This is a genomic window from Pantoea sp. SJZ147 (assembly GCF_007828605.1).
Classification (GTDB): Bacteria; Pseudomonadota; Gammaproteobacteria; order Enterobacterales; family Enterobacteriaceae; genus Pantoea; species Pantoea allii.
Map to the genome: position 1 here is coordinate 86856 of NZ_VIVB01000002.1, position 13832 is coordinate 100687.

At 52.6% G+C, this 13832-nt stretch carries 16 protein-coding genes and 1 pseudogene; 12 read left to right on the forward strand and 5 right to left on the reverse strand.

Translation table 11 applies throughout. The features are described 5' to 3' along the window. Positions 1–2: 2 nt before the first annotated feature. The 6 genes from mlaE (at position 3) to murA (ending at position 3994) form a co-directional block, all read left to right on the forward strand. Positions 3–785 carry a lipid asymmetry maintenance ABC transporter permease subunit MlaE gene (gene mlaE, locus FBY13_RS03130; protein WP_013024331.1) on the forward strand — a complete coding sequence of 261 codons (783 nt, stop codon included), beginning with the start codon at positions 3–5 and terminating at the stop codon, positions 783–785. 4 nt (positions 786–789) lie between these two features. Beyond that, entirely contained in the window at positions 790–1344 is a 555-nt protein-coding gene (mlaD, locus tag FBY13_RS03135; RefSeq protein WP_063881084.1) for an outer membrane lipid asymmetry maintenance protein MlaD, read from the forward strand. A 16-nt stretch (positions 1345–1360) separates the two neighbouring features. Continuing rightward, positions 1361–1993, forward strand: coding sequence for a phospholipid-binding protein MlaC (mlaC, locus tag FBY13_RS03140; protein WP_063878144.1), 633 nt, complete (start codon positions 1361–1363; stop codon positions 1991–1993). Further along, the gene (gene mlaB / locus FBY13_RS03145; protein ID WP_063878145.1) at positions 1993–2289 is read left to right on the forward strand and encodes a lipid asymmetry maintenance protein MlaB; all 297 of its coding nucleotides are present in this window, start codon (positions 1993–1995) and stop codon (positions 2287–2289) included. Before mlaC ends, mlaB begins: the two co-directional genes overlap by 1 nt. Positions 2290–2411: 122 nt before the next feature. Beyond that, positions 2412–2669, forward strand: coding sequence for a BolA family iron metabolism protein IbaG (gene ibaG, locus FBY13_RS03150; protein WP_063878146.1), 258 nt, complete (start codon positions 2412–2414; stop codon positions 2667–2669). Positions 2670–2734: 65 nt separating this feature from the next. Continuing rightward, positions 2735–3994, forward strand: coding sequence for a UDP-N-acetylglucosamine 1-carboxyvinyltransferase (murA, locus tag FBY13_RS03155; RefSeq protein ID WP_109716699.1), 1260 nt, complete (start codon positions 2735–2737; stop codon positions 3992–3994). Positions 3995–4073: 79 nt separating this feature from the next. On the opposite strand, the gene FBY13_RS03160 is transcribed toward murA, so the two are convergent. Beyond that, positions 4074–4355: a helix-turn-helix transcriptional regulator gene (locus FBY13_RS03160; RefSeq protein ID WP_063878148.1), complete on the reverse strand. Its 282-nt coding sequence runs from the start codon at positions 4353–4355 to the stop codon at positions 4074–4076. Between the two features lie 225 nt (positions 4356–4580). Further along, positions 4581–5552 (reverse strand): octaprenyl diphosphate synthase, encoded by a 972-nt coding sequence (gene ispB, locus FBY13_RS03165; RefSeq protein WP_063878149.1) that lies wholly within the window; start codon positions 5550–5552, stop codon positions 4581–4583. Positions 5553–5807: 255 nt separating this feature from the next. Between ispB and rplU the strand changes: the two genes are divergently transcribed. The 3 genes from rplU to cgtA all read left to right on the forward strand — a co-directional run bounded on the left by rplU (position 5808) and on the right by cgtA (position 7806). Next, positions 5808–6119 carry a 50S ribosomal protein L21 gene (gene rplU, locus FBY13_RS03170; protein WP_013024339.1) on the forward strand — a complete coding sequence of 104 codons (312 nt, stop codon included), beginning with the start codon at positions 5808–5810 and terminating at the stop codon, positions 6117–6119. A gap of 15 nt (positions 6120–6134) precedes the next feature. Further along, positions 6135–6392, forward strand: coding sequence for a 50S ribosomal protein L27 (gene rpmA, locus FBY13_RS03175; RefSeq protein ID WP_063878150.1), 258 nt, complete (start codon positions 6135–6137; stop codon positions 6390–6392). Positions 6393–6633: 241 nt separating this feature from the next. After that, the gene (cgtA, locus tag FBY13_RS03180; protein ID WP_063878151.1) at positions 6634–7806 is read left to right on the forward strand and encodes an Obg family GTPase CgtA; all 1173 of its coding nucleotides are present in this window, start codon (positions 6634–6636) and stop codon (positions 7804–7806) included. A 47-nt stretch (positions 7807–7853) separates the two neighbouring features. Here cgtA and FBY13_RS03185 read toward each other — a convergent pair. Both FBY13_RS03185 and dacB read right to left on the reverse strand, forming a co-directional pair. Beyond that, a pseudogene (locus tag FBY13_RS03185) lies at positions 7854–8123 on the reverse strand (hotdog fold thioesterase); the annotation flags it as partial. A gap of 288 nt (positions 8124–8411) precedes the next feature. Beyond that, on the reverse strand, positions 8412–9845 hold the full coding sequence (dacB, locus tag FBY13_RS03190; RefSeq protein WP_096011536.1) for a serine-type D-Ala-D-Ala carboxypeptidase: 1434 nt from the start codon (positions 9843–9845) through the stop codon (positions 8412–8414). A gap of 246 nt (positions 9846–10091) precedes the next feature. Between dacB and greA the strand changes: the two genes are divergently transcribed. Then, entirely contained in the window at positions 10092–10568 is a 477-nt protein-coding gene (greA, locus tag FBY13_RS03195) for a transcription elongation factor GreA (protein WP_063878152.1), read from the forward strand. Positions 10569–10674: 106 nt separating this feature from the next. Here the strand turns inward: greA and yhbY are convergent, their stop codons facing one another. Then, on the reverse strand, positions 10675–10968 hold the full coding sequence (yhbY, locus tag FBY13_RS03200; RefSeq protein WP_063878153.1) for a ribosome assembly RNA-binding protein YhbY: 294 nt from the start codon (positions 10966–10968) through the stop codon (positions 10675–10677). A gap of 126 nt (positions 10969–11094) precedes the next feature. Here yhbY and rlmE point away from each other — a divergent pair, with 126 nt between their 5' ends. Continuing rightward, positions 11095–11724 carry a 23S rRNA (uridine(2552)-2'-O)-methyltransferase RlmE gene (gene rlmE / locus FBY13_RS03205; RefSeq protein ID WP_063881086.1) on the forward strand — a complete coding sequence of 210 codons (630 nt, stop codon included), beginning with the start codon at positions 11095–11097 and terminating at the stop codon, positions 11722–11724. Between the two features lie 113 nt (positions 11725–11837). Beyond that, a complete protein-coding gene (ftsH, locus tag FBY13_RS03210) occupies positions 11838–13766 on the forward strand; it encodes an ATP-dependent zinc metalloprotease FtsH (RefSeq protein WP_063878154.1) in 1929 nt (642 codons plus the stop codon). The last annotated feature ends 66 nt before the right edge of the window (positions 13767–13832 follow it).

Below are 13832 nucleotides of genomic sequence, written 5' to 3' on the forward strand. Positions count from 1 at the left end.
TGATGTTGTTAAAAGCACTGGCGTCGTTGGGACGCCGGGGAATAGGAACCTGTGCCAGCTTTGGGCGCGCCGGTTTAATGCTTTTTCATGCGCTGGTGGGTAAGCCTGCGTTCCGCAAACATTTTCCGCTGCTGATCAAACAGCTTTACAGCATCGGCGTACTGTCTCTGGTGATCATTGTGGTCTCCGGCCTGTTTATTGGCATGGTGCTGGGGTTGCAGGGCTATCTGGTGTTAACCACCTATGGCGCAGAAACCAGTCTGGGCATGTTGGTGGCGCTGTCGCTGCTACGTGAACTGGGGCCGGTTGTGACGGCGCTGCTGTTTGCGGGACGGGCAGGATCGGCATTAACGGCAGAGATTGGACTGATGAAAGCGACCGAACAGCTTTCCAGTATGGAAATGATGGCGGTCGATCCGCTGCGCCGTGTCGTCTCGCCACGCTTTTGGGCGGGCTTTATCAGTATGCCGCTGCTGGCGTTAATTTTTACCGCCGTAGGGATTACCGGCGGTGCGCTGGTTGGCGTGAGCTGGAAAGGCATTGATCCCGGCTTCTTCTGGTCGGCCATGCAAAACGCCGTCGATTTTCGTAGCGACGTGGTCAACTGCATTATTAAAAGCGCTGTGTTTGCCGTTACTGTCACCTGGATTGCGTTGTTTAATGGTTATGATGCGATCCCGACCTCTGAAGGTATTAGCCGCGCCACGACGCGCACCGTGGTGCATGCATCACTGGCGGTGCTCGGTTTAGATTTTGTGCTGACAGCACTGATGTTTGGGAATTGATGCGATGCAAAGCAAAAAAAGCGAAATTTGGGTTGGCGTGTTTATGATCATGGCACTGATTGCCGTGCTGTTTCTCTGCCTGCGCGTGGCAGATCTCAAATCTCTGGGGACGGAACCAACCTGGAAACTGTATGCCACCTTCGATAACATCGGCGGCCTGAAAGCCAGTTCGCCGGTGAAAATCGGTGGTGTGGTGATTGGCCGTGTAACGGATATTGATCTTGAACCTAAAACGTTACTGCCGCGCGTTACGATGGCGATCAGTGACAAATACGCCAACCAGATCCCGGATACCAGCTCGCTGGCGATCCGTACTCAGGGTTTACTGGGCGAGCAATTCCTGTCGTTAAATATCGGCTTTGACGATCCCGAACTGGGGTCGTCAATGTTGAACGATGGCGGCACGATACGTGATACCAAGTCGGCGATGGTGCTGGAGGATTTGATTGGCCAGTTCCTGTATAAAAGCGGCGACAACAAAGGCAACAAGCAAACCAGTGACAGTAAGGATGCGCAGGGCGGCGACGTGGCCGCACCGGCAGCAGCAGCTCAACCTTAAATAGAGGGATAACATGATGTTTAAACGTTTTCTGATGATTGCCATGCTGGTGGTCGCGCCACTGGCTGCGACTGCGGCCGATCAAAGTAATCCTTATAAACTGATGAATGAAGCGGCAAACAAGACGTTTACCCGCCTGAAGAATGAGCAGCCGAAAATCAAGCAGGACCCTAACTATCTGCGTGAGATCGTCCGTCAGGAGCTGCTGCCTTATGTGCAAATCAAGTATGCCGGCGCGTTAGTGCTGGGCCGTTTCTACCGAGATGCCACACCGGCGCAGCGTGAAGCCTACTTTAAGGCGTTTGGTGACTATCTGGCGCAGGCTTATGGCCAGGCGCTGGCGCTTTATCACGGCCAGACTTATCAGATTGAACCTGAGAAGCCGATTGGCAATACGAATATCCTCGCTATCCGCGTAACCATTATCGATCCTCAGGGCCGTCCGCCTGTGCGTCTGGATTTCCAGTGGCGTAAAAACAGCCAGACCGGCAACTGGCAGGCTTTTGATATGATCGCGGAAGGCGTGAGCATGATCACCACCAAACAGAATGAGTGGGGCGATCTGTTACGTACTAAAGGGATTGATGCGCTGACTGCCCAGTTGGAATCTTCCGCGAAACAGCCTATCACCCTGGATCAAAACAAATAATGCAGGCATCACTGCACTGGTCCCGCGAGGCAAATACGCTGCGGCTGGAAGGCGAGCTGGACCATGACACGCTGCTGAGCCTGTGGGAGCAGCGTGAAACGCTGGTTAAGGCGGTCGAATTGATCGATGTCTCCGCCCTGGAAAGGGTGGATTCATCGGGGCTTGCGTTGCTGGTGCATCTGCGGGAGATTGCCTCGCAACAGGGAGGCACGCTGCGCTTTGTTGGCATTGGCGACAAACTGCAGTCATTGATCACCCTTTACAACCTGCAACAAATTATTGTTTCTGCGGATTAAAGCGCCTGAATTCGCCTTTCGCGCAAAAGCCCCGGTCCTGTACAGGGGCTTTTGCGTATTTAAGAATCAGGCACTTTCCTCTACTATGTCAGCCTTATTATTATTAAGTGAAGTTAAGAGCGATGGAAAACAGTGAGATTCAGGCCGTGCTGATGGCAGCGCTGCCCTTAGAAGAAGTTCATGTCATCAGCAATGATGGCAGCCATTTTCAGGTGATCGCCGTGGGCGAGTTGTTTGGTGAGTTAAGCCGCGTTAAGAAGCAGCAGGCTGTGTATGCGCCGCTGATGGAATTTATAGCGGACAACCGCATTCACGCGGTCTCCATCAAAACTTACACGCCTGCTGAGTGGGCACGTGACCGTAAACTTAACGGTTTTTGATTCCCTCCGGGGCCGCTCGATCTGAGCGTGACCGTTTACTAGCCAGTTAATTGAGAACCGTGTTAATGGATAAATTTCGTGTGCAAGGCCCCACCCGCTTAAGTGGTGAAGTGACCATTTCCGGCGCGAAGAACGCCGCTCTGCCCATTCTGTTTGCTGCTTTACTGGCTGAAGAGCCGGTCGAGATCACGAATGTGCCAAAGCTGCGTGATATCGACACGACCATGAAGCTGTTGACACAGCTGGGTGCCAAAGTTGAGCGCAACGGTTCTGTACACGTCGATGCCAGCGGCGTAGACGTTTTTTGCGCGCCTTATGAACTGGTAAGAACCATGCGCGCTTCAATCTGGGCGCTGGGTCCGCTGGTGGCGCGTTTTGGTCAGGGCGAAGTGTCACTGCCTGGCGGCTGCGCCATCGGCGCGCGTCCGGTTGACCTGCACATTACGGGCCTGGAGCAGTTAGGTGCAGAGATTAAGCTGGAAGAAGGTTATGTCAAAGCCTCTGTTAATGGCCGCCTGAAAGGCGCGCTGATCGTGATGGATAAAGTCAGCGTGGGCGCGACCGTTACCATCATGAGCGCAGCGACGCTGGCGACCGGCACCACCGTGATTGAGAATGCGGCACGTGAACCTGAAATTGTGGATACGGCTAACTTCCTGAACACGCTGGGTGCAAAAATCAGTGGCGCAGGTACCGATAAAATTACCATCGAGGGCGTTGAGCGCCTGGGTGGCGGCGTTTATCGCGTGCTGCCAGACCGCATTGAAACCGGCACCTTCCTGGTCGCGGCAGCGATTTCCGGTGGCAAGGTTATGTGTCGTAACGCCCAGCCCGATACGCTGGATGCGGTGCTCGCTAAGCTGCGCGATGCTGGTGCAGACATTGAAACCGGTGAAGACTGGATCAGCCTGGATATGCACGGCAAACGCCCTAAAGCGGTCAACGTGCGTACGGCTCCCCATCCGGGTTTCCCGACCGATATGCAGGCGCAGTTTACGTTGCTGAATCTGGTGGCCGAAGGGACGGGACTTATCACCGAAACCATTTTCGAAAACCGCTTTATGCACATTCCTGAGCTGATTCGTATGGGCGGGCACGCAGAAATTGAGAGCAATACCGCAATCTGTCATGGTGTGGAAACCTTATCAGGGGCACAAGTCATGGCTACGGATCTTCGCGCCTCAGCCAGCCTGGTGCTGGCAGGTTGTATTGCGGAAGGCACTACGCTGGTCGATCGCATTTACCACATTGACCGCGGCTATGAGCACATTGAAGATAAGCTGAAAGCGATGGGCGCGAATATCGAGCGCATCAGCGGCGAATAAGAATAAGTTTGCTGCTTCACGCGGATAAAACCAGCCTTGAAACACGGCTGGTTTTTTTTCATCCTCAGATCGCGTTACGTTAGTTATTGGCTTCGTTATCTGTCGATCGCACACGTTTTTTGCGATCCAGCAAACAATGGGTTTCAGGATCGTAATAACGGCTTGGCCATATCTCGGACGGATGGACATTGATCGCATCGGCAATCAGCCATTCGCCTTTAGGCCAGGGGCGCGAAAGCGCGTTGGCCAGGGTTGATGAGCTTAGTCCTGACTGACGTGAAAGCGCCGCAAGTGTGGTACCGCGTTTACGAAGCGCGGCAATAATATCGGCAGGATGCCAGTCCTCAGTCCTGTTCTGCATAACCTTTTTCTCCTTGTCCTTGTCAGTAAGTCACACGCGAGTGGTGATAACTTATTTAAATACTATCTGGAAATTTATGGGTTTTTATATCAGAGAATTTCCATAAGATTCCAGTAATATTTAGGCAAGCAGACAGAACTGAGCGGCCTGACGCAAAAGGCGCGTAACGCATGCAAGGGCGGAGAAAGGGGGAGAACAACGGAGCCAGGGCGGCTCCGTCAGGGATCAGAAATCGCGTTGTACCGACATGTGCGCCAGAGACTCCAGGGCCGAGCGCCACGGCGTTTCTGGCAGAATCTGCAAGGCTTCAATGGCTTTATCGGCCTCCTGTTCAGCACGCTTACGCGTCCATTCCAGTGAGCCACACTGATTCATGGCTTCCAGAACCGGTGCCAGTAAATGGCGGCCATTACCCTGTTCAATAGCATCACGGATCATTTTCGACTGCTCAGGCGATCCATTGTTCATCGCATGAAGCAGGGGCAGGGTGGGTTTACCTTCGCTGAGATCGTCGCCGGTATTTTTCCCCAGGGTTTCCCCGTCCGCGCTGTAATCCAGTAAATCATCAATTAACTGGAAAGCTGTTCCCAGATAGCGCCCATAATCCTGCAGCGCCTTTTCCTGCGCCGGCGTTGCCTCCGCTAAAATTGCCGATGCCTGAGAGGCCGCTTCAAATAAGCGCGCGGTTTTACTGTAGATCACCCGCATATAGCTCTCTTCCGTGATGTCAGGATCGTTGACGTTCATCAGCTGGAGCACTTCACCTTCAGCAATGACGTTCACCGCTTCAGACATCAGCGCCAGGATGCGCAGCGAACCCATGCTGGTCATCATCTGGAAGGCGCGAGTATAGATAAAATCACCAACCAGCACGCTGGCTGCATTGCCAAATGCAGCGTTCGCGGTGGCCTTGCCACGGCGCATATCGGATTCATCCACGACATCGTCATGCAGAAGCGTGGCGGTGTGGATAAATTCGATCAGCGCCGCATTGGTGACGTGTAGATCGCCCTGATAGCCCATGGCGCGCGCTGACAGCACGGCAATCATGGGACGGATGCGTTTACCGCCACCACTGATGATGTAATAGCCCAGCTGGTTGATGAGCGAGACATCTGAATTCAGCTGGTCGAGTATGGTCTGGTTAACGGCAGCCATGTCCTGTGCGGTTAATTCGTTAATCTGTTCTAAGTTCATTCGTCTTTTCAGCTATGACTCGTTTCTCTGCCATGGTAAGCGGTTTTACCCAGCCAGCGTTCAGTAATCTGTTACTGATTGTACTTGAATTTTCAGGTTGAGAAACGTTTGCATTGAGCCTGTGTTTTTTTTCTGCAAGAGTGTGCAAAGTGCTCTTGTCTTCTGTTGGAGTTTTGCGTAGAATTCGCGCCCTATTGTGAATATTTAGCGCGCCGCCTGATGAACTGAAAGGCAAGCGCAGAAGCGGAGTTTTATATGTACGCGGTTTTCCAAAGTGGTGGTAAACAACACCGAGTAAGCGAAGGTCAGACCGTTCGCCTGGAAAAGCTGGACATCGCAACCGGTGAAACCATCGAGTTTGACCAGGTTCTGATGATTGCAAATGGCGAAGACGTGAAAATCGGCGCGCCACTGGTTTCAGGCGGTGTGATCAAGGCAGAAGTTGTTGCTCATGGTCGTGGCGAGAAAATTAAGATCGTTAAGTTTCGTCGTCGTAAGCACTACCGTAAGCAAGCAGGCCATCGCCAGTGGTTCACTGATGTGAAAATCACTGGTATCACGGCGTAAGAGGAGATCTGACAAATGGCACATAAAAAGGCTGGTGGTTCGACTCGAAATGGTCGTGACTCCAATGCAAAACGTCTGGGTGTAAAACGTTTCGGTGGCGAATCTGTCCTGGCAGGTAGCATCATCGTTCGTCAGCGCGGAACCAAATTCCACGCGGGTAACAATGTAGGCTGTGGTCGTGACCACACTCTGTTTGCTACTACAGACGGCAAAGTAAAATTCGAAGTTAAAGGTCCGAACAACCGTAAATATATCAGCATCGTTGCTGAGTAAGGTTGTCGTGACGCAGACGTTTCACGTCTGAACGCACGAATTGAAGGCCCCGCAACTCTTGCGGGGCTTTTTACATTCTGCGACCCATTGCCCGACAGGCGACATTGCCTGAAAGATTGCTGTACACTTTATGTACACGCTGGCGTAAGCCAGTTTTGATTTATCCGCCGCTGGTCACGCAGAAGACCCTGGCGGACCCGTCTGCAGCGTATTGCAGACGATTGTGTGACGGAGAAAGAAAATGAAGTTTGTTGATGAAGCGACAATTTTGGTCGTCGCAGGTGATGGCGGTAATGGTTGTGTCAGTTTCCGCCGCGAAAAATATATCCCGAGGGGCGGCCCGGACGGTGGTGATGGTGGTGATGGTGGCGACGTATTTTTGGTTGCTGACGAAAACCTCAACACGCTGATCGATTATCGTTTCGAAAAATCTTTCCGCGCTGAGCGTGGGCAGAATGGTCAGAGTCGTGACTGTACCGGTAAGCGTGGTAAAGATATCACCGTTAAAGTACCGGTAGGCACCCGCGTTATCGACCAGGGAACTGGCGAAACACTTGGCGATATGACGCGTCACCAGCAGACGTTGATGGTAGCCAAAGGTGGCTGGCATGGTCTGGGAAATACCCGTTTTAAATCCTCGGTTAACCGCAGTCCGCGTCAAAAAACGATGGGCACGCCCGGTGAGAAACGCGATCTGCAGCTGGAGCTGATGCTGCTGGCTGATGTGGGCATGTTGGGTTTACCTAATGCCGGTAAATCGACCTTTATTCGTGCCGTTTCTGCTGCCAAGCCAAAAGTGGCGGACTATCCCTTTACCACCCTGGTGCCAAGCCTTGGCGTCGTGCGTATGGATAGCGAGCAGAGCTTTGTTATCGCAGATATCCCAGGCCTGATTGAAGGCGCGGCCGAAGGCGCAGGTTTAGGCATTCGCTTCCTGAAGCACCTCGAACGCTGCCGCGTCCTGCTGCACCTGATCGATATTGCTCCCATCGACGAGAGCGATCCGGTTGAAAACGCCCGTATTATTCTGGGTGAGCTGGAAAAATACAGCGATAAGCTGTTTAACAAACCGCGCTGGCTGGTGTTTAACAAAGTCGATCTCATCGACGACGAAGAAGCCCAGGCACGCGCAAAAGCCATTGCCGAGGCGCTGGGTTGGGAAGATAAATACTATCTTATCTCTGCCGCCAGCCGTCAGGGCGTCACTGACCTGTGCTGGGATGTGATGAGCTTTATCAACGCCAACCCGAAAGAAGCTGACGTTGAAGAAAAACAGCCGGAGAAAGTGGAGTTCATGTGGGATGATTACCACAAAGAAGCCATTGAAACGGCAACGGTTGAAGAAGACGAAGAGTGGGATGACGACTGGGATGAGGATGACGACGAAGGCGTCGAAATCATCTACCAGCGCTAAACCTCTTATAACTGCCCCCTTTCCGCCGGAACGGGGGCAGATTTATTTCAGCACTCCGCCAGCACCGCCCGCGTAAATCCTGCGCTACAGCCTAATCGATCCTGTTCGTTATGAATCCCAATCTGCCACGACGGACTGCGTTTACCCACATGCAAATGACGCGCAGCCGACCGCCTGAAACGGCGCGCTGATGGCTGGTATTCACTTCCCACGCTCGCCACGCGGCTACCTTCCTCGACTGCAAGATAACCTGCCACAGAAGCCCGGGTTGCGGCTAACCTCATCGAGGCTCCGCCATGCAGTTGGTCAACGGGTTGCCGTGTCCGGCAGCGAAAAAAACCTGTCTTTACTCACTTATTAACTTAAATAATATTAATGGTCTTTCGGCGCGCGTCTGGCGCGGATTGGCGACTGGACGAGTGCTACTCCGTGAAGGTAAAACAGAGCGAGGGCATAATGTGACCACAACGCCACCTGGAGATGGCAGGGCTACCAATAGCCCGAACGGGTCGGGATGCACCAGGCATGTACGCGTAAACACCCAGTGTCAATCGACAATAAAAAACGCAGCGGATGAATTGTCCGCTGCGTTTTATCAGTATGAATCAGTAATTCTTATTAATATCGCGATAAAGTCGGCTTTCAAAACGCACCAGTGGAATACGGCGCGTGCGCTGATCTTCTGGCGGAACCGCGTAACCCGACAGGAACTGCACGAACGCCACACGCGCCCCGCTGGAAGTGGTGATAAAGCCTGCGAGGTTGTAAACACCTTGCAGCGAACCGGTTTTTGCCGACACTTTGCCATCCAGTCCTGCTTCATGCAGGCCGCCACGGTACTGCAGTGTGCCATCGTGTCCGGCCAGCGGCAGCATCGAAATATAGTCCAGTTTGCTGTCGTTCTGTGCAATATATTGCAGGACCTGCATCATGGTGGCGGGGGAGATCAGATCGTGGCGTGACAGGCCCGAACCATCCACCTGGATGCTGTTACCTAAATCAATATTGGCCTTTTCACGCAGGACGCGACGAACCGCGTCTGATCCCGCACGGAAGGTGCCGGGCACGTTGAAGTAATGGTGGCCGATAGTACGAAAAACCGTGTCGGCAATCATATTATCGGACTTCTTCAACATGGTGTGCAGCAGCGTATGCAGCGGGGCCGACTGCGTAGAAGCCAGCACCGTACCCGGCTCGGTCACCTGCGTCTGGCGCAACAGATGGCCGCTGTAATCAATACCAGCAGAACGCAATTCAGCTTTCAGGATCTCGCCTGCCCAGGCTGCGCCATCCTGAACCGCAAAGGCCAAAGGAAGCGGATCGCTGCGCTGACGCATACAGCCGGTTAAGGTGTAGCGGTTCAACTCTCCCGGCACGACGTCCAGCTCGCAGTATTGCCCTTCGCCACTGTTGCGCCCAATCGTGCGTACCTGGCTCAGCATGTGCGCCGGGTAATAGGATGCAATGCGGATAAAGGCATTTTCGCCTGCCTTCTCAGCACTGTAGAGCGAAACCGAGAAGCAGTTTTTATCCACAATGGCTGCGGCAGGTGGTGCACTAAAGCACTGGGTCATGTCGTTCCACGGCCAGCCCGGTGCGGCGTCATGGCTGGCAAACACCGAGGTATCAATGACCAGATTACCTTTGATGTGCGTGATGCCTTGTTTTTTTAACGCCGCGACCATATTACGCAGATCCTGGCGGCCCAGCGTCGGGTCGCCAGCAAACCGGGCAACTAAATCACCATTAAGCGTGCCATCGACCAGCGCGCCTTTGGTTTCAAAGGTCGTTTGAAAACGGTAATCACCGCCCAGTTCCAGTAAAGCCGCCAGGGCGGTAATCACTTTCATGGTACTGGCGGGAAGTGCCATCTGTTTCCCGTGGTAATCAATAATTGGCGTTGATGCGCCCACTTTTTGCACCAGCAAAGCCAGATTGGCACCATCTGGCAGATACTGCATGTATTCATCAACTGGCGCTGCTTGTGCCTGCAGCATAAAAGCACAGGTTAATCCGGTAACAAGTCGTGAAAATCGCATAATCTCGCGGTAACTGACAGGTGAAGGCGACAATACTACGTCCCAGGACGGTGGAAAGTAAACGATGACCCGCAGGGAACTCTGGGTTAAAATACGTATCAAATTGCAAAACCTTTTCTGGCCTGGAACACTTTCCGGGTCAGTATTCTTTTATTTGCAAAACGAGGTCTTGCGCCGCAGAACGCTTTTTTCTGCAGTCACCGGTCAGGATGCACCGTGAAACAGGAATGATGACGAGGAGCTAAAATGAACCAGATTCCGATGACGTTAAGAGGCGCTGAAAGGCTGCGCGAAGAGCTGCATGAGCTGAAAACGGTGAAGCGCCCGCGCATTATTGCCTCCATCGCGGAGGCCCGCGAGCACGGCGATTTGAAAGAGAACGCCGAATACCATGCTGCGCGTGAAGAACAGGGGTTCTGTGAGGGACGCATTCAGGAGATTGAAGCCAAACTCTCCAATGCACAGGTGATTGATGTGACTCAGATGCCGAAAACCGGCCGCGTGATTTTTGGCGCAACGGTTAGCATCCTGAATGTGGACACCGATGAAGCCTTTACTTATCGCATCGTGGGTGATGATGAGGCAGACTTTAAACAAAATCTGATTTCTGTTAACTCGCCGATGGCACGTGGTCTGGTGGGTAAAGAAGCCGATGACGTTGTGATTATCAAAACGCCAGGCGGTGATGTTGAGTACGAAATCCTGAAGGTGGAATACATCTGACAGGGTGCAACTGTCTGAAAAGGGTTGCCGTACAATGTAAAGAAAGGAAAAAGGCCGCGCTGCGGCCTTTTATCCCATGTAAGAGCATGGCACTTTCTTTGCCCACTTAACGTGGCAGAGAAATCTTGCTCTCTTTAGCGGGGCGATACAGCACCAGCATTTTGCCAATAACCTGAACGTTGCTGGCACGGGTCTCACGTACAATGGCTTCAACGATCAACTGCCTGGTTTCACGTTCTTCAGCGGCAATTTTCACCTTGATCAATTCGTGATGTTCCAGCGCTTGTTCAATCTCAGCCAGGACACCTTCGGTCAGGCCATTGCCTCCGAGCATGACAACTGGCTTGAGCGGATGGGCGAGGCCTTTGAGGTGCTGTTTTTGTTTGGTACTTAGATTCATCGTATTATTTACTTACTCGGGGATTGAAAACGGTTCATTCTACCGCCATCTCGGGTATATCGCCAAATCGACGCAGCCTATCGCGTGCAGATTTATCGCTACGATGACGATTTAGTTGGAAATTTTATGACCGGTAAAAAGCGTTCAGCCAGCTCCAGCCGCTGGCTACAGGAACACTTTAGCGATAAATACGTGCTCCAGGCACAGAAAAAAGGGTTGCGTTCGCGCGCCTGGTTTAAACTTGATGAAATACAGCAGGGTGACAAGCTTTTCAAACCCGGTATGACCGTGGTAGATCTGGGTGCTGCACCCGGTGGCTGGTCACAATATGTGGTACAGCAAATAGGGACCAAAGGCCGCGTTATTGCTTGTGATATTCTGCCGATGGACCCTATTGTTGGTGTCGATTTCCTTCAAGGTGATTTTCGTGAAGAATCGGTGATCAAAGCGTTACTTGAACGTGTGGGCGATCAAAAAGTCCAGGTCGTCATGTCTGATATGGCACCGAATATGAGTGGTACACCTGCCGTAGATATTCCCCGGTCGATGTATTTGGTGGAGCTGGCGTTGGAGATGTGTCGTGACATTTTGGCTCCCGGCGGTAGTTTTGTAGTGAAAGTGTTCCAGGGAGATGGCTTTGATGAATACCTGCGGGAAATTCGCTCCCTGTTTACGAAAGTGAAAATACGTAAGCCTGACGCTTCACGTTCACGTTCACGTGAAGTTTATATTGTGGCGACTGGGCTTAAACTGTAACCAACGTAATGGATAACCCGGCATTCCTGCTGCGATTCCATGTGCGAAGGATCTATAGTACCCTACGCTATCTGTTAACACCGTTGTAATATGAGGTTAATCCCTTGAGTGACATGGCGAAAAACCTGATTCTCTGGCTAGTCATCGCGGTCGTGCTGATGTCGGTCTTCCAGAGCTTTGGGCCCAGCGAGTCGAATGGCCGTAGGGTTGATTATTCAACCTTCCTGTCGGAAGTGAACCAGGATCAGGTCCGCGAGGCACGTATTAACGGGCGTGAAATTAACGTTATCAAAAAAGACAGCAATAAATACACCACTTACATTCCTGTCAATGACCCCAAGTTACTCGATAACCTGTTGACCAAGAACGTGAAAGTGGTTGGTGAACCACCGGAAGAACCCAGTCTGCTGGCGTCTATCTTCATCTCATGGTTCCCAATGTTACTGCTGATTGGTGTGTGGATTTTCTTCATGCGTCAAATGCAGGGCGGCGGTGGCAAAGGCGCAATGTCCTTTGGTAAAAGCAAAGCCCGCATGCTGACGGAGGATCAGATTAAAACCACTTTTGCTGACGTTGCAGGCTGTGACGAAGCGAAAGAGGAAGTCAGCGAGCTGGTTGAATACCTGCGTGAGCCGAGCCGTTTCCAGAAGCTGGGTGGTAAAATCCCTAAAGGCGTGCTGATGGTTGGCCCGCCGGGTACCGGTAAAACTTTGCTGGCGAAAGCCATTGCGGGTGAAGCGAAAGTGCCCTTCTTTACCATTTCGGGCTCTGACTTTGTTGAAATGTTCGTCGGTGTGGGTGCATCTCGTGTGCGCGACATGTTTGAACAGGCGAAGAAAGCCGCACCCTGCATTATCTTTATCGATGAAATCGATGCTGTCGGTCGTCAGCGTGGCGCCGGTTTAGGTGGCGGTCACGATGAACGTGAGCAGACCCTGAACCAGATGCTGGTTGAGATGGATGGTTTTGAAGGTAACGAAGGCATCATTGTTATTGCCGCAACCAACCGTCCAGACGTTCTTGACCCTGCGCTGCTGCGTCCGGGCCGCTTTGACCGTCAGGTTGTGGTTGGCTTGCCAGACGTTCGTGGTCGTGAGCAGATTTTGAAAGTGCACATGCGCCGTGTGCCGTTAGCAACTGATATCGACGCGGCAATCATCGCTCGCGGTACGCCGGGCTTCTCAGGTGCCGATCTGGCTAACCTGGTCAACGAAGCGGCGCTGTTCGCTGCGCGCAGCAACAAACGTGTAGTGTCGATGGTTGAGTTTGAAAAAGCCAAAGACAAGATCATGATGGGTGCAGAGCGTCGTTCCATGGTGATGACGGAAGCGCAGAAAGAGTCCACGGCTTATCACGAAGCCGGTCACGCCATTATTGGTCGCCTGGTGCCGGAACACGATCCGGTACACAAAGTGACGATTATCCCGCGTGGTCGTGCGTTAGGTGTGACCTTCTTCCTGCCTGAAGGCGACGCAATTAGCGCCAGCCGTCAGAAACTGGAAAGCCAGATTTCAACGCTGTACGGCGGTCGTCTGGCAGAAGAGATTATCTACGGTGTAGAGCATGTCTCAACGGGCGCATCGAACGACATCAAAGTGGCGACCAATCTGGCACGTAACATGGTGACCCAGTGGGGCTTCTCTGAAAAACTGGGTCCATTGCTGTACGCAGAAGAAGAGGGTGAGGTTTTCCTTGGTCGCTCCGTGGCGAAAGCCAAACATATGTCCGATGAAACCGCCCGTATTATCGACCAGGAAGTGAAACATCTGATCGATACTAACTATCAGCGTGCGCGTCATATCCTGGGTGAAAATCTGGACATCCTTCATGCGATGAAAGACGCGCTGATGAAGTATGAAACCATTGATGCACCGCAGATCGACGACCTGATGGCACGCCGGGAAGTGCGTCCGCCAGCGGGCTGGGAAGATCCCGGCAGCAGCAATTCTGACAGTAATGGCACGCCAAAGGCACCGCGTCCGGTCGATGAACCGCGTACGCCAAACCCAGGCAACACCATGTCAGAACAGTTAGACAAATAAGACGCCACGTCTTTTAATAAAACCCCGGCTGGTCCGGGGTTTTTTACATCTATACATTGCGCCACA

Bases quoted from the DNA above. Each gene is read 5' to 3' on its own strand.
- rplU (WP_013024339.1), top strand. From the start codon at position 5,808: ATGTACGCGGTTTTCCAAAGTGGTGGTAAACAACACCGAGTAAGCGAA.
- mlaE (WP_013024331.1), top strand. From the start codon at position 3: ATGTTGTTAAAAGCACTGGCGTCGTTGGGACGCCGGGGAATAGGAACC.
- mlaC (WP_063878144.1), top strand. From the start codon at position 1,361: ATGTTTAAACGTTTTCTGATGATTGCCATGCTGGTGGTCGCGCCACTG.
- mlaB (WP_063878145.1), top strand. From the start codon at position 1,993: ATGCAGGCATCACTGCACTGGTCCCGCGAGGCAAATACGCTGCGGCTG.
- rpmA (WP_063878150.1), top strand. From the start codon at position 6,135: ATGGCACATAAAAAGGCTGGTGGTTCGACTCGAAATGGTCGTGACTCC.
- ftsH (WP_063878154.1), top strand. From the start codon at position 11,838: ATGGCGAAAAACCTGATTCTCTGGCTAGTCATCGCGGTCGTGCTGATG.
- dacB (WP_096011536.1), bottom strand. From the start codon at position 9,845: ATGCGATTTTCACGACTTGTTACCGGATTAACCTGTGCTTTTATGCTG.
- greA (WP_063878152.1), top strand. From the start codon at position 10,092: ATGAACCAGATTCCGATGACGTTAAGAGGCGCTGAAAGGCTGCGCGAA.
- yhbY (WP_063878153.1), bottom strand. From the start codon at position 10,968: ATGAATCTAAGTACCAAACAAAAACAGCACCTCAAAGGCCTCGCCCAT.
- ibaG (WP_063878146.1), top strand. From the start codon at position 2,412: ATGGAAAACAGTGAGATTCAGGCCGTGCTGATGGCAGCGCTGCCCTTA.
- rlmE (WP_063881086.1), top strand. From the start codon at position 11,095: ATGACCGGTAAAAAGCGTTCAGCCAGCTCCAGCCGCTGGCTACAGGAA.
- mlaD (WP_063881084.1), top strand. From the start codon at position 790: ATGCAAAGCAAAAAAAGCGAAATTTGGGTTGGCGTGTTTATGATCATG.
- cgtA (WP_063878151.1), top strand. From the start codon at position 6,634: ATGAAGTTTGTTGATGAAGCGACAATTTTGGTCGTCGCAGGTGATGGC.
- ispB (WP_063878149.1), bottom strand. From the start codon at position 5,552: ATGAACTTAGAACAGATTAACGAATTAACCGCACAGGACATGGCTGCC.
- murA (WP_109716699.1), top strand. From the start codon at position 2,735: ATGGATAAATTTCGTGTGCAAGGCCCCACCCGCTTAAGTGGTGAAGTG.
- FBY13_RS03160 (WP_063878148.1), bottom strand. From the start codon at position 4,355: ATGCAGAACAGGACTGAGGACTGGCATCCTGCCGATATTATTGCCGCG.